This is a genomic window from Micromonospora sp. WMMD1120, assembly GCF_029626235.1.
Classification (GTDB): domain Bacteria; phylum Actinomycetota; class Actinomycetes; order Mycobacteriales; family Micromonosporaceae; genus Micromonospora.
On record NZ_JARUBO010000005.1, the window covers coordinates 4,560,001 to 4,583,762 of the forward strand.

A 23,762-nucleotide genomic window follows, 5' to 3' on the forward strand; every position below is an offset into this window, starting at 1 on the left:
CCAAACCGACACAGGTGGTCAGGTAGAGAATACCGAGGCGATCGGGCGAACTGTGGTTAAGGAACTCGGCAAATTGCCCCCGTAACTTAGGGAGAAGGGGGGCCGGAGACGTGAAGCCCCGCGCGGGTGGAGCGTTGTATGGCCGCAGAGAGCAGGGGGAAGCGACTGTTTACTAAAAACACAGGTCCATGCGAAGAAGTAATTCGATGTATATGGACTGACGCCTGCCCGGTGCTGGAACGTTAAGGGGACCTGTTAGCTCCTTTTGGGGGCGAAGCGGAGAACTTAAGCGCCAGTAAACGGCGGTGGTAACTATAACCATCCTAAGGTAGCGAAATTCCTTGTCGGGTAAGTTCCGACCTGCACGAATGGCGTAACGACTTCCCCACTGTCTCAACCACAGGCCCGGCGAAATTGCAGTACGAGTAAAGATGCTCGTTACGCGCGGCAGGACGGAAAGACCCCGGGACCTTTACTATAGCTTGACATTGGTACTTGAGTTAGCTTGTGTAGGATAGGTGGGAGCCGGTGAAGCTCATACGCCAGTATGGGTGGAGGCAATCTTGAAATACCACTCTGGTTGATTTGGGTATCTAACTTCGGACCGTTATCCGGTTCAGGGACAGTGTCTGGTGGGTAGTTTAACTGGGGCGGTTGCCTCCTAAAGGGTAACGGAGGCGCCCAAAGGTTCCCTCAGCCTGGTTGGCAATCAGGTGTTGAGTGCAAGTACACAAGGGAGCTTGACTGTGAGACTGACAGGTCGAGCAGGGACGAAAGTCGGGACTAGTGATCCGGCACTTGCGAGTGGAAGCGGTGTCGCTCAACGGATAAAAGGTACCCCGGGGATAACAGGCTGATCTTCCCCAAGAGTCCATATCGACGGGATGGTTTGGCACCTCGATGTCGGCTCGTCGCATCCTGGGGCTGTAGCAGGTCCCAAGGGTTGGGCTGTTCGCCCATTAAAGCGGTACGCGAGCTGGGTTTAGAACGTCGTGAGACAGTTCGGTCCCTATCCGCCGTGCGCGTAGGATACTTGAGAAGGGCTGTCCCTAGTACGAGAGGACCGGGACGGACGAACCTCTGGTGTGCCAGTTGTTCTGCCAAGGGCACGGCTGGTTAGCTACGTTCGGAAGGGATAACCGCTGAAAGCATCTAAGCGGGAAGCCTGCTTCAAGATGAGGTATCCCACCCACTTTTGTGGGGTAAGGCCCCCAGCTAGACGACTGGGTTGATAGGCCGGAAATGTAAGCCCGGTAACGGGTTCAGTTGACCGGTACTAATAGGCCGAGGACTTGACTACTAAGCTGCTACGCGTCCACTGTGCAACTCTGAACGAGCGAACACCCGCGTGATCATGCCGTGGGTTGTTTGATATGTTCATAGTGTTACGGCGGTCATGGCGGAGGGGAAACGCCCGGTTACATTCCGAACCCGGAAGCTAAGCCCTCCAGCGCCGATGGTACTGCACTTGTGAGGGTGTGGGAGAGTAGGACGCCGCCGGACAATCTTCCAGTCGAGGGCCGCCCCATCCGGGTCGGCCCTCGACTGCGTAGCGCCATTGGTGGCGCAACTAGGAAGGATTTACCTGTGAGTTCAGGACCGCAGGGCGGAGACCGTCCCCGTCGTTACGAAGACCGTACTGACGGTGCGGGCGGACGCGACCGCGGCCCGCGTCGCGATGACCGAGACCGGCCCCCGTACCGAGGCGACCGCGACAGCGGTGGCGGCAGCCGAGGCGGATACGCCGGCGGCCGCGAGGGTGGTTTCCGCGGCGGCGAGCGCCGCGAGGGTGGTTTCCGTGGCGGTGACCGTGATGGTGGCTTCCGCGGCGGCGAGCGCCGCGAGGGTGGTTTCCGTGGCGGTGACCGTGATGGTGGCTTCCGCGGCGGCGAGCGCCGCGAGGGTGGTTTCCGGGGCGGTGACCGTGACGGTGGCTTCCGCGGCGGCGAGCGCCGCGAGGGTGGCTTCCGGGGCGGTGACCGCCGCGAAGGTGGCGCGCCGCGCGAGGGTGGCTTCCGCGGCGGCGAGCGCCGCGAGGGTGGTTTCCGGGGTGGTGAGCGTCGCGAGGGTGGTTTCCGGGGCGGTGACCGTGACGGTGGCTTCCGCGGCGGCGAGCGCCGCGAGGGTGGCTTCCGGGGCGGTGACCGCCGCGAAGGTGGCGCGCCGCGCGAGGGTGGTTTCCGTGGCGGTGACCGCCGCGAGGGTGGCTTCCGGGGCGGTGACCGTGATCGTGGCGGTGAGCGTCGCGAGGGTGGCTTCCGGGGCGGTGACCGTGATGGTGGCTTCCGTGGTGGTGAGCGTCGCGAGGGTGGTTTCCGGGGCGGTGACCGTGATGGTGGCTTCCGTGGTGGTGAGCGCCGTGACGGTGGCTTCCGTGGTGGCGAGGGTGGCTTCCGTGGCGGTGAGCGTCGCGAGGGTGGCTTCCGGGGCGGTGACCGTGACGGTGGCTTCCGCGGCGGTGAGCGCCGTGACGGTGGCTTCCGTGGTGGCGAGGGTGGCTTCCGTGGCGGTGAGCGTCGCGAGGGTGGCTTCCGGGGCGGTGACCGTGACGGTGGCTTCCGCGGCGGTGAGCGTCGCGAGGGCGGCTTCCGTAGCGGCGACCGCGATGGCGGTTTCCGTGGTGGTGACCGTCGTGAAGGTGGCGCGCCGCGCGAGGGTGGCTTCCGTGGTGGTGAGCGTCGCGAGGGTGGCTTCCGCGGTGGTGACCGTGAAGGTGGTTTCCGTGGTGGTGACCGTCGTGAAGGTGGCGCGCCGCGCGAGGGTGGCTTCCGTGGTGGTGAGCGTCGCGAGGGTGGCTTCCGCGGTGGTGACCGCGAAGGTGGTTTCCGTGGTGGTGACCGTCGTGAAGGTGGCGCGCCGCGCGAGGGTGGCTTCCGTGGTGGCGAGCGTCGCGAGGGTGGCTTCCGCGGTGGTGACCGCGAAGGTGGTTTCCGTGGTGGTGACCGTCGTGAAGGTGGCGCGCCGCGCGAGGGCGGCTTCCGGGGCGGTGACCGCCGTGAGGGTGGTTTCCGGGGCGGTGACCGCCGTGAGGGCGGGTTCCGCAATGATGACCGGCCGCGCCGCGACGGGGAGTTCCGTCGGGACGACCGCGCTGGTGGCGCCGAGTCGGCCGAGGGCGGCCGTGCTGCGGCCCCGGCGCTGCCGGATGACATCGTCGCGACCGACCTCGACAAGGACGTTCGCGCCGAGCTTCTCTCACTGAACAAGCCGGTCGCCGAGACGGTGGCCCGGCACCTGGTGGCCACCGGTCAGCTGATCGACGAGGACCCGGCCGAGGCGCTGGCGCACGCGCTGGCGGCCCGGCGGCTCGCGTCGCGTATCTCCGCCGTCCGTGAGGCGGTCGGGCTGGCCGCGTACCACGCGGGGGAGTGGCAGACGGCGATCGCCGAGCTGCGGACGTACCACCGGATGAGCGGGCTGCAGAGTCACCTGGCCGTGCTGGCGGACTGTGAGCGGGCGCTCGGTCGGCCAGAGCGGGCCATCGACCTGTTCCGGGGCGCCGACCGCGACAAGCTGGACCAGGCCGTGGCGGTCGAGCTGCTGATCGTCGCCGCCGGAGCGCGGGGAGACCTCGGGCAGAAGGACGCCGCCGTGGCGATGCTCCAGGTGCCGGACCTCACCAGCGAGACCACCGCGCCGTGGACGGCCCGGCTGCGGTACGCGTACGCCGACGCGCTGCTGGCCGTCGGACGCCGTGAGGAGGCCCGGGAGTGGTTCTCCCGTGCCGCTGACGTGGACACCGAGGGTGAGACGGACGCCGCCGAGCGGCTGCTGGAACTCGACGGTGTGGTCATCGAGGGCGACGACGAGGACGAGGACGCTACGGCGCCGGAGCAACCGGACGCCGCCGCCGGCCCTGCCGAAGACGAAGACGACCTCGAGGACGAAGACGACCTCGAGGACGAGGACTTCGACGACGACGAGGAGGGCGGCGCGGTCGGCCGTGCCGACGACGACGAGGGCTTCGACGACGAGGACGAGGACCGGCACCCGAGCGGAAGCACGGACGTGCCCGCCGCTGGCGAACGTGACGTGCCCTCCGCCACCGCGCTGAGCACCGATGCGACCGACGCCGACCGCGCGAGTGCCGACGCCGACCGGGCGGACACCGCCGTCGCGGACACCGACGCGGCGAGCGTTGGCGAGGCTGGTGCGGCCCGCACCGACGAGTCCGGGTCGACGCAGCGGTGAGCGGGGGCGGCGGGGAGCGCCTGGTTGACGGGTACAGCCTGGTCGTCTTCGACCTGGACGGTGTGATCTACCTGATCGACCGGCCGATCCCCGGCGCCGTCGAGGCGGTGGCCCGGCTGCACGACGAAGGGCGGGCGGTGGCGTACGCCACCAACAACGCGTCCCGGCGGTCCAGTGAGGTCGCCGACCTGCTGACCGGGATGGGTGTGTCGGCCCGGCCGGAGGAGGTGCTGACCTCTGCCGCCGCCTCGGCCGAGCTGCTGCGGGACCGGCTACCCGAGGGCGCGCCGGTGCTGGTGGTCGGCGCGGAGGCGCTGCGGGCGGAGCTGCGCGCGGTGGGCCTGACCCCGGTGACCCGGGCGGACGAGAACCCGGCCGCCGTGGTGCAGGGCTACGGGCCGCAGGTCGGCTGGGCAGAGCTGGCCGAGGCGTCCGTCGCGGTACGGGGCGGCGCGCTCTGGATCGCCACCAACACCGACCGGACCCTGCCCAGTGGGCGGGGCCCGTTGCCGGGCAACGGCTCGCTGGTGGCCGTGCTGCGGACGGCGCTGGAGCGGGACCCGGACGTGGTGGTCGGGAAGCCGGAGCCGGCGCTGTTCGAGACCGCCGCCCGACGTGGCGGCGGTGGCCGGAGTCTGGTGGTGGGTGACCGGTTGGACACCGACATCGAGGGCGCCCGGCGGGCCGGGCTGGACAGTCTGCTGGTGCTCACCGGTGTGCACGGCGTACCGGATCTGCTGGCCGCCGAGCCGGGGCGGCGTCCGACGTACGTCGCGAGGGACCTGGCGGGGTTGTTCGACCCGGCCGCCGCCGTGCGGGTCCCGGGCCCGGCGGACGCGGGCGGCTGGTCGGTGACCGACCGCGACGGCACGGTGGAGCTGGCCGGGTCGGGTCGGGCGCTGGACGCCCTGGCCGCGCTCTGCGCGGTGGCCTGGTCGGCGTCGACGCCGGGGCTGCCGACGATCCGCCCGGTGGGCCCGGACGCGGCGGACGCGGTGCGGAGCCTCGGTCTGACCGCCACCGCGTAGGCGGTGTCGCCGGCGGGGCTGGTCGGCTAGAGGAGCTTGCGCAACTTCAGCAGGTCGAACGGGTTGGCCTTGATCGACACGCGTCGAGACGCCACCGCGCTGGTGACGTCCAGCTCCCCACGGACCAGGGCGAGCAGGTCGTCGCTGGACGTGCTCAGCGCGATCCTGGCCTTGGGGTCGTCGCCGTCGGCCAGCTCGACCAGCCGGCCCCCGGTGATCCGGCCGTGGAACGCGGTGTCCAGGTCGGTGATCCGGCAGGCGAGCGTGCGGTCCAGGTCGATCCGCTCGCGCACGGTCTCGGCGTTGCGGTCCAGCCGGCCGGCCAGCTCCTGCAATGCCTGCCGGCACTCGTCCACGCTGGCCACATCGCCCCCTCGTTGATCGCCACGCCGTCCTCGGCACCGTACCGCACGGGACGGTCCGGGGTGCCCGGTAGCGTGACACCTGCACACCCCGCCCCCGTGGAAGGACTCAGGCATGCAGGACGCGTGGCGCGCCTACCTCGAACTGGCCATGGGCCTGACGGAGGCGCCCCGGAAGAAGGCCCAGGACGTGGCGCGCCGCCTCGTCGGCTCCGGCGGCGCGACCGCCGCACAGCTTCAGGCGCTCGGGGAGGAGCTGGTCAGCACCAGCGCCGCCAACCGGGAGGCGCTGACCAAGCTGGTCCGTTTCGAGGTCGACCGGGCCCTCGGCGCGGTCGGCCTGGCCACCGCCGACGAGGTGGCCGAGTTGACCCGGCGGGTGCGCGACCTGGAGCGGCAGCTCCGCGAGGCACGGTCGGCCGACCCGGCCGGCGGGTCGAGCGCCGGCCCCACCCCGCAACCCGACAGCACCCGCGTCGCGCCGCCCGACGAGGGCCTGGTGCCGTCGTCCGGCGAGTCGGGCGCCCCCGTGTCGGCGCCGGTCGCCGACGAGGCGGTGGCGAAGAAGGCGGTCGCCAAGAAGGCCGTGGCGAAGAAGGCCGTGGCCAAGAAGGCCGTGGCGAAGAGGCCGCCGGCGACGGTCAGTCGGACCGCCGACGAGCCGCCGACGCCGGCGGCGATGCCGGCCAAGAAGGCGGCCAAGAAGACCGTCGGCGAGCAGCGGCCGGACGGTTCCTCGTGAGCGCCGCGCCGACCGGTCGGAGGGCCCGGTGACCGGCGACGCCCGGCCGGGTCCGCCGCCCGGCGTGCGGCCGGGACCGCCGCCCGGCGTGCGACCCGGCCCGCCGGCCGGTGGGTCGTTCGCCGCCCGGCCGGGTCCGCCGCCGGTCAGCGCCCGGCCGGGTCCGCCGGCCGATCCCGCCGAGGACGACACGCCGCACCCCGCCGTCGAGGCCGCCGTACGGGCCATGGCCAACGCGGCGACACTCGCCCCGGCCGACCAGATCGCGCAGTACGAGGCGGCCTACCAGACCCTGCGGGAAACCCTCGCCACCATCGACCAGACCTGACCGGCAACGGGCGGGCCTGAGCAGACCGGAGAACCACCCATGGCACGTCGCAACCGGTTGGACGCCGAACTCGTCCGCCGCGGCCTGGCCCGCTCCCGCGAGCAGGCCGCCGCGTTGGTGGAGGCCGGCCGGGTCCAGCTGCGCGGTGTGGTCGCGCGCAAGGCCGCCGCGATGGTCGATCCCGCCGACCCGCTGCTGGTGACCGGTGCCGACCCGACCGAGGAGTACGTCTCCCGGGGCGGGCACAAACTCGCCGGGGCGCTGGCCGCTTTCGCGGGGCTGCGCGTGGCCGGGCGGCGGTGCCTGGACGCGGGCGCGTCGACAGGTGGATTCACCGACGTGCTGCTGCGCGCCGACGCCGCCGAGGTGGTGGCGGTGGACGTCGGCTACGGACAGCTCGCCTGGCCGCTGCGCACCAACGAGCGGGTCCGCGTCCTGGAGCGCACGAACGTTCGTACCCTCGAACCGGACGCGATCGGCGGGCCGGTCGACCTCACGGTGGCCGACCTGTCGTTCATCTCGTTGCGGCTGGTGCTGCCGGCGTTGGCCGGCTGCACCCGCGACGACGGCGACCTGGCGCTGATGGTCAAGCCGCAGTTCGAGGTCGGCAAGGAGCGGGTCGGCGCCGGCGGCGTGGTCCGCGACCGGGAGCTGCGGGCCGAGGCGGTGCTGGACGTCGCCGCGGCGGCCGCGCAGCTCGGCCTCGGGCTGGCCGACGTCGCCGCCAGTCCGCTGCCCGGACCGAGCGGCAACGTGGAGTTCTTCGTATGGTTGCGCCGGGGCGCGCCACCGGCCGACCCGCAGCGGGTGCGCGCGGTGGTGGCGGCCGGGCCGGACGGTTCGACGACGGCCGGTGACCTGCCGGACGTGGCGGCGGAGGAGGTCGCAGGGTGAACGCGCGCAGCGAGGGCACGTCAGCGGTCCACGGGCGGGCGGTCCGATGAGCCGCACCGCGCTGCTGGTGACCCACACCGGCCGTCGACGCAGCACCGAGCACGCCCGGTCGGTCGCGGCCGATCTGATCGCCGCGGGTTTCGAGGTACGGGTGGTGGCCGACGAGGCCGACGACCTCGACCTGCCCGGGGTGGTGCCGGTCGCCGGCCCGCAGGCCGCCGAGGGCGCGGAGATCGTCCTCGCGCTCGGCGGGGACGGGACGTTCCTGCGCGCCGCCGAGCTGGCCCGGCCGGCGAAGGCGCCGCTGCTCGGCATCAACCTGGGCAAGGTGGGCTTCCTGGCCGAGGCGGAGATCGACGACCTGGACACCGCGGTCCGGGACGTCGTCGGCCGTCACTACACGGTCGACGAGCGGCTCACCCTGGACGTCACCGCCGAGTTCGACGGCGGGCCGACCATCGAGTCCTGGGCGCTCAACGAGATCAGCATCGAGAAGGGCGAGCGGGCCCAGATGCTCGAACTGCTCGTCGACGTGGACGGGCGTCCGCTCTCCCGGTACGGGTGCGACGGGGTCGTCTGCGCCACGCCCACCGGCTCCACCGCGTACGCGTTCTCCGGCGGCGGTCCGGTGGTCTGGCCGGAGGTGGAGGCGTTGCTGCTGGTGCCGATCAGCGCGCACGCGTTGTTCAGCCGGCCGCTGGTCACCGCGCCGACCTCCACCTTCGTGATCACCGTCGATCCGTTCACCACCCTCGCGGTGCTCTCCTGCGACGGGCGGCGGGTCTACGACCTGCCACCCGGGGCGCGGGTGACGGTGCGCCGGGGCGCGCTGCCGGTGCGCATCGTGCGGTTGCGGCCCCGGCCGTTCACCGATCGGCTGGTCGCCAAGTTCGCGCTCCCCGTGCACGGTTGGCGCGGCAGCCGTCGGTGACCGGGCACGCCCGGCGGTGGCAGCCGCCGGTGACGGTGGCGCACACCGTCGGTGGATGAGGGGTGTCCACCTGACGACATGTCGCCGCTGCGGCGGATGGCGACTAGTGACCCGGTGACGTGCTGCGTCGCAGACTCCGATCGGCCCTCGTCTACGGATGATGGGCCTGGAGGAGTAGAGGAGCGCATCGCATGCACTGGTCCCCCCGCTGGCTCGCCGTCGGCGCGGTCGGCGCGCTGGTGGTCGGCCTCGCCGCACCGGCGTCCGCCGACCCGCCCGTCCGGCCCACCGGCCCGAATCCGGGCACGCCCGTTCCGGGCGCCGCACCCGTCCGCATCACGCTGATCACCGGCGACCAGGTCGACCTGGTGCCGGCGGCGCCCGGTCGGGTGGCCGCCACCGTCCGTCCGGGACCCGGGCGCGACCGGATCATCTTCCAGACCACGCAGGTCGACGGCACGCTGCGGGTGCTGCCCAGCGACGCCCTGCCCTACGTCTCCAGCGGGGTTCTCGACGGGAACCTGTTCGACGTGCAGGAGTTGGCCGCCGACGGTTACGGCGACACCGCGCGGGGCACCCTGCCGCTGATCGTGCGGTACCAGGAGCCGGCCGCCGGCCGGGTGCGCGCCCTCGCCGGCGCCACCGACGCCCGTCCCCTGGAGAGCATCAACGGTGCGGCGCTGCGGGTGGGCAAGGGTGACCTCGGCGGGCTGTGGAGCACGCTCGCCGGTACGCCGACCAGCCGGGCCACGGCCGGCGCGCCGCGGCTGGGCGGCGGCATCGCCCGGGTCTGGTTGGACGGACGGGTCCGTCCGACGCTGGAGCACAGCGTGCCGCAGATCGGCGCGCCGACCGCCTGGGCCGCGGGGCGGGACGGCAACGGCGTGACGGTCGCGGTGCTCGACACCGGCGTCGACGCCACCCACCCCGACCTGGCCGGTCGGGTCGCCGAGGCGCGGGACTTCTCCGGCAGCGGCAGCGCCCGCGACGGGCACGGGCACGGCACCCACGTGGCGGCCACCATCGCCGGCAGCGGGGCGGCGTCGGACGGGCTGCGCAAGGGGGTGGCGCCCGGGGCGCGGCTCCTGGTCGGCAAGGTGCTCGACGACGGTGGCTCCGGCTACGACTCGTCCATCATCGCGGGCATGGAGTGGGCCGCCCACTCCGGCGCGAAGGTGGTCAGCATGAGCCTCGGCGGTGATCCGACCGACGGCACCGACCCGATGAGCCAGGCGGTCAACGACCTGACCGCCGAGACCGGGGCGCTGTTCGTGGTGGCCGCCGGCAACGCGGGCGCGGCCCGGACCGTCGGCTCGCCCGGCGCGGCCACCGCGGCGCTCACCGTCGGCGCGGTGGACCGCGACGACAACCTCGCCGACTTCTCCAGCCGTGGTCCGCGGGTCGGCGACAACGGCCTCAAGCCGGAGATCACCGCGCCGGGCGTCGGCATCGTCGCCGCGCGGGCCGCCGGCACCACGATGGGTACGCCGGTCGGCGACGCGTACACGACCGCGTCCGGCACGTCGATGGCCACGCCGCACGTGTCCGGGGCGGCGGCGATCCTGGCGCAGGAGCACCCGGACTGGAGCGCTGGGCGGCTCAAGGACGCGTTGGTGAGCACGAGCAGGGCGAACCCGGCGCTGACGGTCTTCGAGCAGGGCGCCGGTCGGGTGGATGTGGCGCGGGCGCTCGGTCAGCGGGTGTACTCCTCCGCCACCGCCGACTTCGGTCGCGTCTCCACCGGCGGCGCGGCGGTCGAGCGGAGCGTGACGTACACCAATGGCACGACGGTGGCGCAGACCCTGCGGCTCGCCCTGGACCTGCGCAACCTGGACAGCGGCACGGCCGAGACGGACGGGGTCGCGGTCGGCTCCGGGACGGTGACGGTCCCGGCGGGTGGCAGCGTGGCGGTGCCCCTGCGGGCCGACCCGGCGAAGCTGGGCCGGGGCCCGCACGGTGGCTGGCTGGTGGCGACCGGAACCGACGGGGTGGCGGTGCGCACGCCCGTGGGGCTCACCGTCAGCGGCCCGTTGCACGAGGTCACCGTGAAGGTGTTGAACCGGCGGGGGGAGCCGGCCCTGTCGCCGGCGCTGACCCTCTTCGGTGAGCAGCCCGAGTCGGACTACTGGGGTTGGTGGCCCGGTGAGGGCACCCTGCGGGTCGAGGAGGGCACGTACGTGCTGACCGCCCTGATCGAGCACGGCGCGCCGCTGGACGAGCAGATGACCCAGGCTGTCGACCCGGAGCTGGTCGTCGACCGGGACCTGACCGTGGTGCTCGACGCCCGCACCGGCACGCCGGTGCGGATCGAGACGCCGAAGCCCAGCGAGCAGCGGGCCACGCTCAGTTGGTACGTGCACCGGGTGCTGGGCAACGGCCGGCAGATCGACCACGGGGTGATGGCCTACAGCACCGTGCAGCAGGTCAACGTCACGCCGACCCGGCAGGTGCGGCAGGGTGAGTTCGAGTTCGCGTCGCGCTGGCAGCTCGTCGCGCCCATGGTGGACGCGACGGTCAGCGGGGTGTCCGGTCCGTCGGACATCAACCTGCTGGGAACCTCGCCGGCGCCGACCGGTCGGCGCAGGCTGCCGCTGGTGTGGGCCGGCGTCGGTTCGCCGGCCGAACTGGCCCGGGTCCGGGGCGCCGCCGCTCTGCTCGCGACCGACCCGGACCGCGCCGAGGAGGAGCAGGTGGCCGCCGCGGCGGCGGCCGGCGCCGCCGCGGTGCTGATCGTCCGCCCGCAGGACCGGAGCGCGTGGACGGTCTGGCGGCCGGCCGAGGAGCAGTTGCCGATCCCGGCGATGGTGGTGGCGTACGACGACGGGCAGCGACTGATCGCGGCGGCACGCGGTGGCCGGGCGACACTGGACCTGACGCTGACGGTGGACAGCCCCTACCTGTACGACGTGTGGCAGGTGGCGAAGGGGCGGGTGCCGGAGCGGGTGGTGCACACGGTGACCGCGAAGAACACCGCGCAGGTGACCGCCAGCTACGGCGACCTGGGGGCGGGTTGGGCCACCGAGGAGCGGTTCGGCTGGCGTCCGTGGCAGACGTACGCCTGGAACGACGACCAGCGTCTGGTGCGCAACGGCACCACCCGGCAGGAGTTCGTCAGCGCCGGGGACAGCTGGTGGCAGCAGCGGGTGCTGCACAAGTCCATGTTCATGCTGTGGGGGCAGTTGACCGGTGGTCTGACCCAGGCGCCCCGGCGCTACGACGCCGATGACCGGGTGACCGAGACCTGGCACGCGCCGGTGGTCCGTCCGGCGGTGCCGGCCAGCGGGGCGCCGGTGCCCACGCGTACCGGTGACAGCCTGGACCTGCGGGTGCCCGAGTTCGTCGACGCCGGCGGGCACTACAGCGTGGCCGGCGCCAGCGAGGAGTCGGACGCCGTGCGGGTGGGGGTCAGCCGGGACGGGCGGCAGATCGCCGACCTGTCCGACGGCTGGGCGCCGGTGCCGACGACGGCCGGTCCCGCCCGTTACCGGCTGGACGTGAGCACGCGGCGGTCCTCCGCGCAGTGGCGCTACGGCACGCGTACCGACACGGCCTGGGAGTTCACCTCGGCCCGCCCGTCCGGCGCCGCCGCCCAGCCGTTGTCGCTGTTGCAGGTGGACTACCGGGTGCCGGCCGACCTGTCCGGCACGGTACGGGGCAACCGGCCGCACCGGGTGGGCCTGACGCTGCGTCAGCCGGCGGGGGTGCCCGCGCCGAGCGGCACCCGCGTCCAGGTGCAGGTGTCCTTCGACGGTGGTGTCACCTGGCGTAGCGCGCCGACCACGGGGTCCGGTAGCCGGTACACGGCGAGCGTGCCGGCCGGGCGCGGGACGGTGTCGCTGCGGGTGCACGCCACCGACCGGGCCGGGAACAGCGTGCGGCAGACCGTGATCGACGCGTACGGGCTGCGCTGACCGGAGGGGTGGGGCCCGTCGTCGTGCCGGCGGCGGGCCCCACCCGCGTCAGAGCCAGCCGCGTCGGGCGACCTGGAACGCCAGGCCGGGTCGGGTGTCGACGCCGGCGGCGGCCATCAGGTCGGCGATGCGCCGCTGCACGGTCCGCCGGCTCACCCCGAGCTGGGAGGCGATGGACTTGTCCGGTACGCCGGCCACGAACAGCGACAGCAGTCGGGCCTCGTCGGCGTCGGGTTGGTAGCCGTCGCCCGACTGCTCCGCGGGGTCCGGGCGGCGTCCCTCGGGTGTCGGCGCGGTGAGCGGGTCGTCGAGGCGGAGCCGGGTGGCCACCCGCCAGTGGCTCTCGAAGAGCGCGAGCAGCGCGTCGAGCAGTTGACTGCGGCCGATCACGGCGGCGCTCGGTTCGCCGCCGTCACGGTCGGGCACCAGCGGGCAGATGGCGGTGCGCGCGTCCACGATGGCCAGTCGGACCGGCAGCCGGTCCAGCACGCGGGCCTGCTCGCCGGCGGCGACGCCCTTGGCCAGGTCGGCCAGCGCGCCCGGTTCGAGCAGCAGGTCCCGTTCGTAGATGGCCCGGTAGCTCACCCCGCGGGCCAGCGCGTCGAACTCCTCGACGTTCTCCGGGCCGGCCATCGCCAGGGGGTTGGCCCGGCAGAACCAGAGCACCTCGTCGCGCGCCGTATTCTGCAGATCGCGCAGACGCTCGCGCAGCGCGCGGGCGCCGGTGATCACCTCGACGAGGTGGTCGACGTGGTGGCGGCGCAGGCCGGTGCGGTACTCCTCGGCGAGTTGGGTGACCCGGCGGCGGGCCGCCTCCAGGTCTGCCTGGTGGCGCAGCAGCGTCCCGCCGAGGGCGACGTCCGGGGCGGTCGGGCGCAGGGGGGCGTCCGGGTCGTTGTCGGTGGGCTGCACGAGGCCCTTGCCGCGTAGCGCCTCGACCTGGGCGACGACCTGCTCGCGTGGCCGGTGCAGGCGGTGGGCCAGCTCGTCGACGCGAGCTGTGGTGAGCTGGAGCAGGCAGCGGTAGAGCTCCTCCTCCGCCGAGGTCAGGCCGATCACGTCCAACACGGGGCAGAACTGTACGTCGGCTGGGAGCGCGACGCACCGGGGCCCGTCGGCTGGTCAACTGTCGGGCCTCGCGTCTACTGTCGGTTGCTGTGCTGGACGAGCTGCGCATCACCGGACTGGGCGTCATCGAGGACACCACCCTGCCGTTGACCGGCGGGATGAACGTCATCACCGGCGAGACCGGTGCGGGTAAGACGATGGTGGTGACCGGCCTCGGCCTGCTCTTCGGCGGCCGGGCCGACGCCGGGCGGGTCCGTGCCCAGCCGGGCCGGGCGGTGGTGGAGGGCCGGTTGCGGCTGCACGGGCGGGTCGCCGACGCGGTGCACGCGCGGATCAGCGAGGCCGGTGGTGAGCCCGACGAGGACGGCTCGGTGCTGCTGAGTCGCACGGTGACGGTGGAGGGGCGCTCACGGGCGCACGTCGCCGGCCGGAGCATGCCGGTGTCGATGCTGAGCGAGGTCGGTGAGCAGGCGGTCGCCGTGCACGGCCAGTCCGACCAGCTACGGCTGCTGCGCCCCGCCGAGCAGCGGGCGGCGTTGGACCGGTTCGCCGGCCCGGCGCACGAGAAGCTGCTCGACGCGCTGCGCGAGGCGTACGCGGGGTGGCGGCGGGTGGTCGACGACCTCGCCGACCGGCGGCGCAACGCCCGCGAGCGCAACCAGGAGGCCGACCTGCTGCGGCTCGGCCTCGACGAGATCACCCGGGTCGATCCGCAGCCCGGCGAGGACGACGAGCTGAAGACCGAGGCGCAGCGCCTGGAGCACGCCGAGGGCCTGCGGACGGCGGCCCAGATCGCCCAGCAGTGCGTGGCCGGCGGTGTGGAGGCGACCGACGAGACGCCGGACGCGGCGGCGCTGCTCGGCACCGCGCGCCGCACCCTGGAGGCGCAGGCCGGCACCGACCCGGCGCTGGGTGAGTTGGCGGCACGCCTGGAGGAGGCGGCGACGCTGGTCACCGACGTGTCGGCGGAGTTGTCGACATACCTGGCGGCGCTGGACGCGGACCCGGCCCGGCTGCAGCAGGTCTACGAGCGGCGGGCGGCGTTGCGGGCGTTGACCCGCAAGTACGCCGACGACGTCGACGGGGTGATCGCGTGGGCCGACCGGGCCCGCACCCGACTGTCCGACCTGGACACCTCCGACGACCTGCTGGACGAGTTGGAGCGGGAGGGGCAGCGGCTCGCGGTCGAGGTGGCCGACCTGGCCGGGCGGGTGTCGACGTCCCGGCAGGAGGCGGCGGTCCGGTTCGCCGACCAGGTGACGGTGGAGTTGGCCGGTCTGGCCATGCCGCACGCGCGGATCGAGGTGGCGGTGCTGCCGCGCCCGGCCGGTCGCGCCGAGCCGACCCTGAGCGTCAACGGGGTCGAGGTGGGCGTCACGCCGGATGGTGGTGACGAGGTGGAGTTGCGGCTGCTGGCCCACCCGGGCGCGCCGGCGCTGCCGTTGCAGCGCGGCGCCTCCGGCGGTGAGCTGTCCCGGGTGATGCTCGCCATCGAGGTGGTCTTCGCCGGCTCGGGTGGTCCGCCCACGCTGGTCTTCGACGAGGTCGACGCGGGTGTCGGCGGGCAGGCGGCGGTGGAGATCGGCCGGCGGCTCGCCCGGCTGGCCCGCAGCCACCAGGTGCTCGTCGTCACGCACCTGCCGCAGGTGGCGGCGTTCGCCGACCGGCACCTGGTGGTGGCGAAGGACACCGGTGGCGCGGTCACGACGAGTGGGGTGCGGGTGGTGGAGGACACCGAGCGCGCCCGGGAGTTGGCCCGCATGTTGGCGGGTTTGCCCGATTCGGATCTGGGTATCGCCCATGCCGAGGAGCTGCTGGCCGTGGCCGCCAAGGAAAGGCGGTTGTGACGCCCCGTATTGTGAGCGCAAGCACACCGCCCCGTGTCGTCGTGTGCTTCCCTGGGTAGGCGGCCCTGCTCAGGCATGTCGCGACAGAAAAGCCTGCCTCACATGCCAGGATGGTCACGATGCGTCTACCCACGTTGCGCCGGAACCGGAACGCCGAACCGGGCAGAGTCCTCGGCACCGCGCGTCTGGATCGCCGGACGAAACGCCTGGTCGGTCGGCTGCGCCCGGGTGACATCGCGGTCATCGACCACGTCGACCTGGACCGGGTCGCGGCCGACTCGCTGGTGGCTGTCGGTGTCGCGGCGGTCCTCAACGCGAAGCCCTCGGTCTCCGGCCGCTACCCGAACCTCGGGCCGGAGGTGTTGGTCGCCGCCGGCATCCCGCTCCTCGACGACCTGGGTGAGGGCGTCTTCGAGCGGATCCGCGAGGGCGACCAGGTGCGCCTGGAGGGCAACACGGTCTTCGCCGGTGACGAGCCGGTCGCGCACGGCAGTCTGCAGGACGCCGAGACGGTCGCCAAGGCCATGGCCGACGCCCGGGAGGGCCTGTCGGTGCAGTTGGAGGCGTTCGCCGCCAACACGATGGACTACCTGCGCCAGGAGCGCGACCTGCTGCTCGACGGCGTCGGCGTGCCGGACATCGAGACCCAGATCCAGGGGCGGCACTGCCTGATCGTGGTGCGCGGTTACGACTACAAGGCCGACCTGGACGTGCTGCGCCCGTACATCAGGGAGTTCAAGCCGGTGCTCATCGGCGTCGACGGTGGCGCGGACGCGCTGGTCGAGGCCGGCTACACCCCCGACATGATCATCGGGGACATGGATTCGGTCACCGACGACGTGCTGCGCTGCGGCGCCGAGGTGATCGTGCACGCCTACCCGGACGGCCGGGCGCCCGGTCTGCCGCGCGTCAACGGTCTCGGGGTGCCGGCGATCACCTTCCCGGCGGCGGCGACGAGCGAGGACCTGGCCATGCTGCTCGCCGACGAGAAGGGCGCGTCGCTGCTGGTCGCTGTCGGCACCCACGCCACGCTCGTCGAGTTCCTGGACAAGGGGCGCGGTGGGATGGCCTCGACGTTCCTGACCCGGTTGAAGGTCGGCGGCAAGCTCGTCGACGCCAAGGGGGTGAGCCGGCTCTACCGGCAGAGCATCTCCGGCTCGTCGTTGCTGCTGCTGGTGCTGTCGGCGATCGCGGCGATGGCGTCCGCGGTGGCCGTCTCGACAGTGGGGAAGGCGTACCTGGGCGTGGTCGCCGAGTGGTGGGACAATTTCGTGTTCCAGCTCTACCGGCTTTTCTAGTTCCCGACCGATCAAGAGGCTGCAAGCGTGATCAACTTCCGCTACCACGTGGTGTCCCTCACCGCGGTCTTCCTGGCGCTGGCGATCGGCCTGGTGGTCGGCACCGCCGCCCTCAACGGCCCGGTCGCCGACTCGCTCGAGGGCCAGGTCACCGGCCTGCGCAAGGACAACCAGCACTGGCGCCAGACGGTCAGCAACATGGAGAAGCAGCTCGGGCTGGAAGAGGAGTTCGCCGAGGAGATGTCGCAGGTCGTCCTGCCCGGCACCCTCACCGGGCGGCGGGTCGTGGTGCTCAGCCTGCCCAACGGGCGCGACCACACCGAGGGTGTGCTCAAGAAGCTCCAGCTCGCCGGGGCCACCATCACCGGCCGCGTCGATTTGCAGGACAAGTTCATCAACCCGGACAACAACACCAACCTGCTGGAGCTGGCGGTCACCGCGGCCCGCCCGACCGCGCAGACCACCGGCCTGCCCGGCAACGGGCACGGCGTGGAGACCTCCAGCGCGCTGCTGGCCAGCGTCCTGCTGGACCGGGCGCAGGGCACCGCGCCGGTCAGCGACGCCGACCGGCGGGCGGTGCTCGCCGCGTACAACAACGCCGGTTATCTGACCACCGACAACAACAAGGTCACCGGCTCGGCGGAGGCGGTCGTCGTGGTCAGCGGCCAGCCGTACGTCGACAAGGACTCGGAGAAGCGCGACGAGTCGGTCGTGAAGATCGCCGAGCAGTTCGACCGGACCGGTTCGATCGTGGTGGCCGGCAACGGCTCGGTCGGCGGCAACCTGGTGTCCGTGGTCCGGGGTGACCCGGTGCTGGCCCAGACCATCTCGACCGTCGACAACGCCAACACCGGGCAGGGGCAGTTGGTCACCAGCCTCGCCCTGGTGCAGCAACTCACCGAGAGGAAGGCCGGGCAGTACGGCGTCGGCGACAACGCCGCGTCCCTGCTGCCTAGACTGCCCCAGTGAGCGAACGACGTACCCCCGTGTCCGAAGCCGACGAGGTGCTGGCATGAGCATGCTGGGCCGGCTGTTGATCGCCGGGGCCGGTGCCGCCGCCGCCCGCTACGCGCTGCGGGAGACGCGGACGTCTCCGGCCGGGCCGGCGTTGCGGCGCACGAACTTCCGGGGCCGCACGGTGACCCTGGCGGCCGGGCCGGCGCTGGCCGCCGGCGCTGCCGCCGCCGGGGCGTTCGGCGCCACCAGTGGCGCGTCCGGCGCGGCCGCGATGGTCGCCGGTCTCGGCGCCGGTGGCGTCGGACTCTACGACGACGTGGTCGGCGCGCGGCCCGAGCAGAAGACGGCGAAGGGTTTCGCCGGTCACCTGGCGGCGTTGCGGGAGGGGCGGATCACCGCCGGTCTGGTCAAGATCGTCGGGGTGGGCGCCGCCGGGTTGGGCGCCGCGGCGCTGCTCGCCGCCGATCCGCGGGTCGCCGCGCATCCCCGCCGGCAGCGCCACGGCACTGTCGGTCGTGGTGTCGACGTGCTGCTCGGCGCCGGGGTGATCGCCGGCACTGCCAACCTGCTCAACCTGCTCGACCTGCGGCCGGGGCGCGCCCTCAAGTCCGGGCTGCTGCTCGCCGCGCCGCTGGCCGGCGGCCCGCACGGCGGGATCGCCGCGGGCGCCGCCGGGGCCGCCGCCGGGCTGCTCCGCGACGACCTGGCCGAGGACGTGATGCTCGGCGACAGCGGCGCGAACGCGCTCGGGGCGCTGCTGGGTGTCGCGCTGGCCGCCCGGTCCGGCCCGCTCGGCCGGGCCGGTCTGCTCGCCGTCCTCGCCGGGCTGACCGCCGCCAGCGAGAAGGTCAGCTTCACGGCGGTGATCGGGCGGACCCCGGGGCTGCGGGAGCTCGACGCACTGGGCCGGCGCGCCGACTGACGTGAACAGACCGGCACCTCTCGCCGGCGCCGGCCGGCTGGCCGGGGCAGCCGCGCTCATCGCCGTGCTCACCGTGGCCAGTCGACTCGCCGGTTTCGGCCGTACCGCCGCGTTCACCTGGAGCCTGGCGCCCACCGACCTCGGTGGCGCCTACGTGGTGGCCAACGCGGTACCCAACTTCATCTTCGAGATCGTCGCCGGTGGCGCGTTGGCCAGTCTCGTCGTACCGCTGCTGGCCGGCGCCGTCGCGGTCGGCGACCGGACGGCGGTGGCCCGGACCACCGGGGCGCTGCTGACCTGGACGTTGGCCCTGCTGGTGCCGCTCGCGGTGCTCGTGGTGCTGTGCGCCGGGCCGGTGGTCGAGGCCCTGGGGCACCACCTCACCGCCGCCCAGCAGCAGAGCGGCGTACGGATGCTGCGGGTCTTCGCGCCGCAACTGCCGCTGTACGGGGTCGGGATCGTGCTGACCGGGGTGCTCCAGGCGCACCGCCGCTTCGCCTGGCCGGTGCTCGCCCCGCTGCTGTCCAGCCTCACCGTCATCGTCGTCTACCTGGGCTTCACCGCGACCCAGGGCCGCTACGCCACCGTCGGCGGGGTGAGCCCCGGCGGTGAGCTGCTGCTCTCCGCCGGCACCACCCTTGGCGTAGTGGTGCTGTCGTTGTCGCTGCTGATCCCGGTCCGCGCGCTGCGCCTGGGCCTGCGACCCGGGTTCGGGTTCCCGGCCGACGCGCGGGCCCGGGTCGGCGGATTGGCGGTGGCCGGCGCGGTCAGCGTCACCACCCAGCAGATCGCCCTGATCGTCAGCCTGAACCAGGTCACCGCCGGGGCGCGGAGCAACCCGGGTGTCTACAACCTGGCGCAGACGGTCTACCTGTTGCCGTGGGCGGTGCTCGCGGTGCCGCTGGCCGTGGCCGCCTACCCGACCCTGGCGGCGGCGCGGTCCGCCGGTGACGAGCCGACCTACCGGGCGACGCTGGCCCCGGCCGTGCGGGGTGTGCTGCTGTTCAGCTGCCTCGGCACGGCCGCGTTGATCGGGACCGCCGCTCCGGTGGGGCACTTCTTCTTCCCGGAGTCGACAGCGCCGACGGCCGCCGCCGCGATCATCGGGTACGCCCCCGGCCTGGTCGGCTACGGCCTCTTCGCGGTGCTCACCCGGGCGCTGTACGCGCGGGGGGAGACCCGGGCGGCCACCCTCGCCACCGCTGTCGGTTTCCTGCTGGTGCCGGTCGCCGTCCTGGTGCTCGGCGCCCTCCTCCCGCTGGCCGACCGGGTGCTCGCGGTGACCGCCGCGAACTCGGTCGGGATGCTGGTGCTCGGGGCGCTGCTGCTCACGGCGGTGCGGCGCGGCGCCGGCTCCGCCGCGCTGGCCGGCGCGCGCCGGGCCGGACTGGCCGGTGGTCTCGCCGGCGCCCTCGCCGCACTCGCCGGGGTCGGCCTCACCCACTGGCTCGGGCCCACCCCGACGATCGCCGCGGCACTCGGTCAGGGCATGCTGTCCGGGGTTCTGGTTGGCGCCGTGTTCCTCGCCGTGGTCTGGTTCGTCGACCGGCGGGACGTGCGACCACTGCTCGCCGGGGTGCTCCGGAGGCTGGGCCGGCGAGGGCCGTCCGGCGGCGCGCCGACGCCGGGCGCGGACGCCCCGGGGCGGGGCGACGGGAAGGAGACGGTGGGCCAGTGAGCGCGCAGATCGAGCCAGCGCGGCCGACCGGCTGGTCGGGCGCCGTCGCGTTGGTGCTCGCGTCCAGCACCGGTGGAGTCGGCCAGCACGTCCGGTCGGTGGCCCGTGGCCTCGTCGAGGGCGGCGTCACGGTGCTGGTCTGCGGGCCCGCCGCCACCCAGGAGCAGTTCGACTTCGTCGCCGCCGGTGCGCGGTTCGTGCCGGTGGAGATCCCGGCCAGCCCGACCCCGGCTGACGCCCGCGCGGTGCTCGCGCTGCGCCGGGCGCTCACCGCCACCCACCTCGACGTGGTGCACGCGCACGGCCTGCGGGCCGGGCTGGTCGCCGTGCTCGCCCGTCCGCCCGCCCCGCTGGTCGTCACCTGGCACAACGCGGTGCTCGCCGGGGGCCTGCGCGGCGGGGTGTCCCGGCTGGTCGAACGGGTGGTGGCCCGCGGCGCGCGGGTGGCGCTCGGCGCCTCGACGGATCTGGTGGACCGGGCCGCCGCCGTGGGCGCCGCCGACGCCCGGCTCGCCCCGGTCGCCGCGCCGACGCTGCCCGCGCCGCGGCGGCGGGCGGCGGCGGTACGCGCCGAGTTCGGCGTACGCCCCGACCAGCCGTTGATCGTCTCGGTGGGTCGACTGCACCCGCAGAAGCGCTACGACGTGTTGATCGACGCGGCGGCCCGGTGGCGGACGCGTACCCCGCCGCCGGTCGTGGTGATCGCGGGCAGCGGGCCGGCCTACCTGCCGCTGGCCGCGCGGACGTCGGCGGCCCGCGCCCCGGTGACCCTGCTCGGGCACCGCACCGACGTGGCCGACCTGCTGGCCGGCGCCGACCTGGCGGTGGTGAGCAGCGACTGGGAGGCGCGGCAGCTCTTCGCCCAGGAGGCGTTGCGCGCGGGTGTGCCGCTCGTCGCCACCGCCGTCGGCGGACTGCCCGAGCTGGTCGGTGACGCCGCCGCGCTGGTGCCGGCCGGCGACGTGGACGCCCTCGACGCGGCGGTACGCGCCTTGCTCGACGACCCGGCGGCCCGCGCCGAGCTGGGCCGGCGCGGCGCGGAGCGGGCGGCGTCGTGGCCGACCGAGGCGGACACCGTCGCCGCGCTGGTCGACCTCTACGGCGAGTTGGCCGCGCGCCCCGACGATCCGACGTCCGTGCCCGGCACCGGCGGGTCGGCGTCCGCGCCGGACGCCGACGCCCCGAGAACGGGTCACCGGTGATGCTGCGCCGACTCGCCCCCGCCCTGCTGACGCTGCTCGTGGTGGCGCTGGGTGTCGCGGCGCTCGCCGCCCGCCCACCGCGGCAGGCGCCGCAGCGCACCGCCGACTTCGTGGTTCTCGCCGGGGTGGCGGGGCTGCGCTGGGAGGACGTCGACCCGCAGCACACCCCGACGTTGTGGCGGATGGCGCAGCAGGGGTCGATCGGCTCGCTGTCGGTGCGTTCCGCGCACCGGCCCACCTGCCCGGTGGACGGCTGGTTGACCCTGGGCGCGGGCAGCTTCGCCGCGTGGAACGGCAGCCGCTCGGCCGAGGGCTGCCCGGTGGCCGGCGTGGCGGTGGAGCAACCCGACGGCATCGGCGCGAACCTGCCCGACCAGGAGAGCGTGGTCCAGCACAACCAGCAGCGGCTGCCCTGGGGCACCGTGCCGGGTTCGCTGTCGGAGTCGGTGCGCTGCTCGGTCGCGATCGGCCAGGGCGCCGCGGTGGCCGCCGCCCGGCCGTTCGGCCGTGTCGACAGGTACGCCCCGGCGCTGCCCGCCGACCCCCGGGCGCTGCTGGGCTCCTGCGTGCTGAGCATCGTCGACCTGGGCACCGTGCGGGGGGACGATCCGGCGACCCGGGCCGAGGAGGCCCGGGAGGCGGACGCCGCGCTGGCGCGGGTCCTCGCGGCCCGGCCGCCGCGATCGTTGGTGCTGGTCGCCGGGGTCTCCGACACCGCCCAGCCGTCGCGGCTGCACGTGGCGGTCGCCGACGGGCCGGGCTGGGAGCGCGGGTGGCTCACCTCGGCCAGCACCGGCCGCGACGGCTACCTGCAACTTGTCGACCTCGCGCCGACCGCCCTGGCGGCGTTGGGCCGCCCGATGCCGGAGCGGCTGTTCCTGGGTCGTCCGGCGACCAGCGTCGGTGGCCGCCCGGCGGACCTGGCCGAGGCGATCGACGCCCCGGCGAGCGCCGACCGGGAGGCGGCCGCCCAGCGGACCGTCTCCGGCACGTTCTTCGCGCTGCTCGCCGGCGCGCAGGTGCTGCTGGCGGTCGCGATCCTGCCGCTGCTGCGCCGGGCCCGCCCGCACGCCGGCCCGGACGGCCCGACCACGATCGGTAGGCGGGTCGCGGCGGTGGTGGAGCTGCTGCTGGTGGCGGCGGCGTTGACGGTCCCGGCGGCGCTGCTGGCCGACGCGGTGCCCTGGTGGCGGGGCGCGTACCCGGGGTGGACCTTCGCCGGGGTCACCGCCGTGCTGGTGCTCGCCGGCACCGTGGCGGTGCGCCTCGCGCCCGGGTACGCGGGCACCCTCGGCCCGCTCGGCGCGGTGGCCGGTCTCACCACGCTCGTCGTCGGGCTGGACGTGCTCACCGGTGCCCGGCTGCAACTCAACGGGGTGGTCGGGTACTCCGCGTTGCAGGGCGGCCGGTACGCCGGGCTGAGCACCGTGGGGCTGGGGGTGTTCCTGGCCGGCGCGCTGCTCAGCGGAGGGTGGCTGGCCCAGCGGGTGCACCGGAGCTGGCGGCCGGCGGTGATGGTGGCGGTGGGTGGCCTCGCCGTGGTGGTGGTCGGCAGCCCGTACCTGGGCGCCGACCCGGTCGGCGCGATAGCGCTCACCGCCGGGGTGAGCGTCGCCGCGGTGATCAGCGCCGGCGGCTGGTTGACGATCAGCCGGTTGGCCTGGGCGACGATGGCCGCGTTGGCGGTCGGCACCGGGTTCGCCGTGGTGGAGCTGCGCCGTCCGCCGGCGGAGCGGGGCAGCCTGGGTCGTTTCCTCTCCGCGCTCGGCGACGGCACCGGCGGGTTCACCGTGCACCGCTCCAGCGCGGAGAACTTCGAGACGCTCGTGAACAGTCCGCTGACGGTGCTGGCGCTGGCCGGTGGGTTGCTGGTGTGGTTCGCCCTGTTGCAGCCGTGGGGCGGGCTGATGCGCCTGTTCGGCATCTACCCGGCGGTGCGGGCCGCGTTCGGCGGTACCGTGGTCGCCGCGGTGCTCGGCGGGGTCCTCGACGGCGCGGCGCTGGACGTGCTGGGCGCCGCGGCCGCGCTGGTGGTGCCGATGGCGGTCCTGGCGTCGCTGCGGGTGCTCGGGCACGCCGCCGACCGCACCCGCCCGGTCCCGGGTCGTGTCCTCGGCAGCGGCGCCGACGACGAAACGGGGCCCGGCGGGGTGGGACCGGCCCGGGGCGGTGACGGCCCGAGCGGTGGTGGCGGGCCGCTGGGCGCCGGGCATCCGCGTCCGATCAGTGGCCCGCCCGCCACCGGGGGGCCGGCCGGAGCGTCCCCCGCCGGGGTGCGGTCCCGGCCGGAGGACGCCGACGACCCCGACGACAGCGGGGACACCGACGGGCCGACGCCGTCCACGCCGGCGCCGCCCCGGCAGGTCTCCCGGTCATCGACGGAGGTTGCCACCTCCTGAGCGT

Annotated in this window: 17 protein-coding genes and 2 rRNA genes (1 of these 19 running past the window's edge); 17 read left to right on the forward strand and 2 right to left on the reverse strand. The window is 73.9% G+C overall.

The genetic code is table 11. From position 1 onward, the window contains the following. The 5 genes from O7634_RS21320 to O7634_RS21340 all read left to right on the forward strand — a co-directional run. Positions 1-1,300, forward strand: a 23S ribosomal RNA gene (locus O7634_RS21320) (it extends 1,813 nt beyond the left edge of the window). An 86-nt stretch (positions 1,301-1,386) separates the two neighbouring features. Further along, positions 1,387-1,503: ribosomal RNA gene (rrf, locus tag O7634_RS21325) — 5S ribosomal RNA — on the forward strand. 295 nt (positions 1,504-1,798) lie between these two features. Further along, the gene (locus O7634_RS21330; RefSeq protein WP_278151872.1) at positions 1,799-3,202 is read left to right on the forward strand and encodes a hypothetical protein; all 1,404 of its coding nucleotides are present in this window, start codon (positions 1,799-1,801) and stop codon (positions 3,200-3,202) included. A gap of 20 nt (positions 3,203-3,222) precedes the next feature. Beyond that, entirely contained in the window at positions 3,223-4,191 is a 969-nt protein-coding gene (locus O7634_RS21335; protein ID WP_278151873.1) for a Replicase polyprotein 1ab, read from the forward strand. Next, entirely contained in the window at positions 4,188-5,219 is a 1,032-nt protein-coding gene (locus O7634_RS21340) for an HAD-IIA family hydrolase (protein ID WP_278151874.1), read from the forward strand. Before O7634_RS21335 ends, O7634_RS21340 begins: the two co-directional genes overlap by 4 nt. Positions 5,220-5,245: 26 nt before the next feature. On the opposite strand, the gene O7634_RS21345 is transcribed toward O7634_RS21340, so the two are convergent. After that, positions 5,246-5,584, reverse strand: a complete 339-nt coding sequence (locus O7634_RS21345; protein WP_278151875.1) for an SCP2 sterol-binding domain-containing protein — start codon at positions 5,582-5,584, stop codon at positions 5,246-5,248. 112 nt (positions 5,585-5,696) lie between these two features. Between O7634_RS21345 and O7634_RS21350 the strand changes: the two genes are divergently transcribed. The 5 genes from O7634_RS21350 to O7634_RS21370 all read left to right on the forward strand — a co-directional run bounded on the left by O7634_RS21350 (position 5,697) and on the right by O7634_RS21370 (position 12,387). Continuing rightward, positions 5,697-6,323 carry a hypothetical protein gene (locus tag O7634_RS21350; RefSeq protein WP_278151876.1) on the forward strand — a complete coding sequence of 209 codons (627 nt, stop codon included), beginning with the start codon at positions 5,697-5,699 and terminating at the stop codon, positions 6,321-6,323. Between the two features lie 28 nt (positions 6,324-6,351). Continuing rightward, positions 6,352-6,651 carry a hypothetical protein gene (locus tag O7634_RS21355; protein WP_278151877.1) on the forward strand — a complete coding sequence of 100 codons (300 nt, stop codon included), beginning with the start codon at positions 6,352-6,354 and terminating at the stop codon, positions 6,649-6,651. Positions 6,652-6,690: 39 nt separating this feature from the next. Beyond that, positions 6,691-7,545 carry a TlyA family RNA methyltransferase gene (locus O7634_RS21360; protein WP_278151878.1) on the forward strand — a complete coding sequence of 285 codons (855 nt, stop codon included), beginning with the start codon at positions 6,691-6,693 and terminating at the stop codon, positions 7,543-7,545. A gap of 46 nt (positions 7,546-7,591) precedes the next feature. Then, positions 7,592-8,476, forward strand: a complete 885-nt coding sequence (locus O7634_RS21365; protein WP_278151879.1) for an NAD kinase — start codon at positions 7,592-7,594, stop codon at positions 8,474-8,476. Positions 8,477-8,667: 191 nt separating this feature from the next. Then, positions 8,668-12,387, forward strand: coding sequence for a S8 family serine peptidase (locus tag O7634_RS21370; protein WP_278151880.1), 3,720 nt, complete (start codon positions 8,668-8,670; stop codon positions 12,385-12,387). Between the two features lie 48 nt (positions 12,388-12,435). Here O7634_RS21370 and O7634_RS21375 read toward each other — a convergent pair whose 3' ends face one another. Continuing rightward, complete coding sequence (locus O7634_RS21375; protein ID WP_278151881.1) at positions 12,436-13,455, reverse strand: helix-turn-helix domain-containing protein; 1,020 nt, start codon at positions 13,453-13,455, stop codon at positions 12,436-12,438. An 89-nt stretch (positions 13,456-13,544) separates the two neighbouring features. Here O7634_RS21375 and recN point away from each other — a divergent pair, with 89 nt between their 5' ends. From recN to O7634_RS21410, 7 genes are all read left to right on the forward strand, one after another. Further along, a complete protein-coding gene (gene recN / locus O7634_RS21380; RefSeq protein WP_278151883.1) occupies positions 13,545-15,302 on the forward strand; it encodes a DNA repair protein RecN in 1,758 nt (585 codons plus the stop codon). A 119-nt stretch (positions 15,303-15,421) separates the two neighbouring features. Next, positions 15,422-16,600, forward strand: a complete 1,179-nt coding sequence (gene steA / locus O7634_RS21385; RefSeq protein WP_278151884.1) for a putative cytokinetic ring protein SteA — start codon at positions 15,422-15,424, stop codon at positions 16,598-16,600. A gap of 27 nt (positions 16,601-16,627) precedes the next feature. After that, entirely contained in the window at positions 16,628-17,569 is a 942-nt protein-coding gene (locus O7634_RS21390; RefSeq protein ID WP_278151885.1) for a copper transporter, read from the forward strand. A 43-nt stretch (positions 17,570-17,612) separates the two neighbouring features. Next, positions 17,613-18,479 carry a hypothetical protein gene (locus tag O7634_RS21395; protein WP_278151886.1) on the forward strand — a complete coding sequence of 289 codons (867 nt, stop codon included), beginning with the start codon at positions 17,613-17,615 and terminating at the stop codon, positions 18,477-18,479. Position 18,480: 1 nt separating this feature from the next. Further along, positions 18,481-20,157, forward strand: coding sequence for a lipid II flippase MurJ (locus O7634_RS21400; RefSeq protein ID WP_278151887.1), 1,677 nt, complete (start codon positions 18,481-18,483; stop codon positions 20,155-20,157). Further along, on the forward strand, positions 20,154-21,359 hold the full coding sequence (locus O7634_RS21405; RefSeq protein ID WP_278151888.1) for a glycosyltransferase family 4 protein: 1,206 nt from the start codon (positions 20,154-20,156) through the stop codon (positions 21,357-21,359). Before O7634_RS21400 ends, O7634_RS21405 begins: the two co-directional genes overlap by 4 nt. Then, positions 21,359-23,758, forward strand: coding sequence for a hypothetical protein (locus tag O7634_RS21410; RefSeq protein WP_278151889.1), 2,400 nt, complete (start codon positions 21,359-21,361; stop codon positions 23,756-23,758). The genes O7634_RS21405 and O7634_RS21410 overlap by 1 nt, the downstream gene beginning before the upstream one ends. The last annotated feature ends 4 nt before the right edge of the window (positions 23,759-23,762 follow it).

What these genes read in the sequence shown, in the direction of transcription:
- O7634_RS21350 (WP_278151876.1), top strand. Translation starts at nt 5,697, where the DNA reads ATGCAGGACGCGTGGCGCGCCTACCTCGAACTGGCCATGGGCCTGACG.
- O7634_RS21360 (WP_278151878.1), top strand. Translation starts at nt 6,691, where the DNA reads ATGGCACGTCGCAACCGGTTGGACGCCGAACTCGTCCGCCGCGGCCTG.
- O7634_RS21365 (WP_278151879.1), top strand. Translation starts at nt 7,592, where the DNA reads ATGAGCCGCACCGCGCTGCTGGTGACCCACACCGGCCGTCGACGCAGC.
- O7634_RS21370 (WP_278151880.1), top strand. Translation starts at nt 8,668, where the DNA reads ATGCACTGGTCCCCCCGCTGGCTCGCCGTCGGCGCGGTCGGCGCGCTG.
- steA (WP_278151884.1), top strand. Translation starts at nt 15,422, where the DNA reads ATGCGTCTACCCACGTTGCGCCGGAACCGGAACGCCGAACCGGGCAGA.
- O7634_RS21395 (WP_278151886.1), top strand. Translation starts at nt 17,613, where the DNA reads ATGAGCATGCTGGGCCGGCTGTTGATCGCCGGGGCCGGTGCCGCCGCC.
- O7634_RS21410 (WP_278151889.1), top strand. Translation starts at nt 21,359, where the DNA reads ATGCTGCGCCGACTCGCCCCCGCCCTGCTGACGCTGCTCGTGGTGGCG.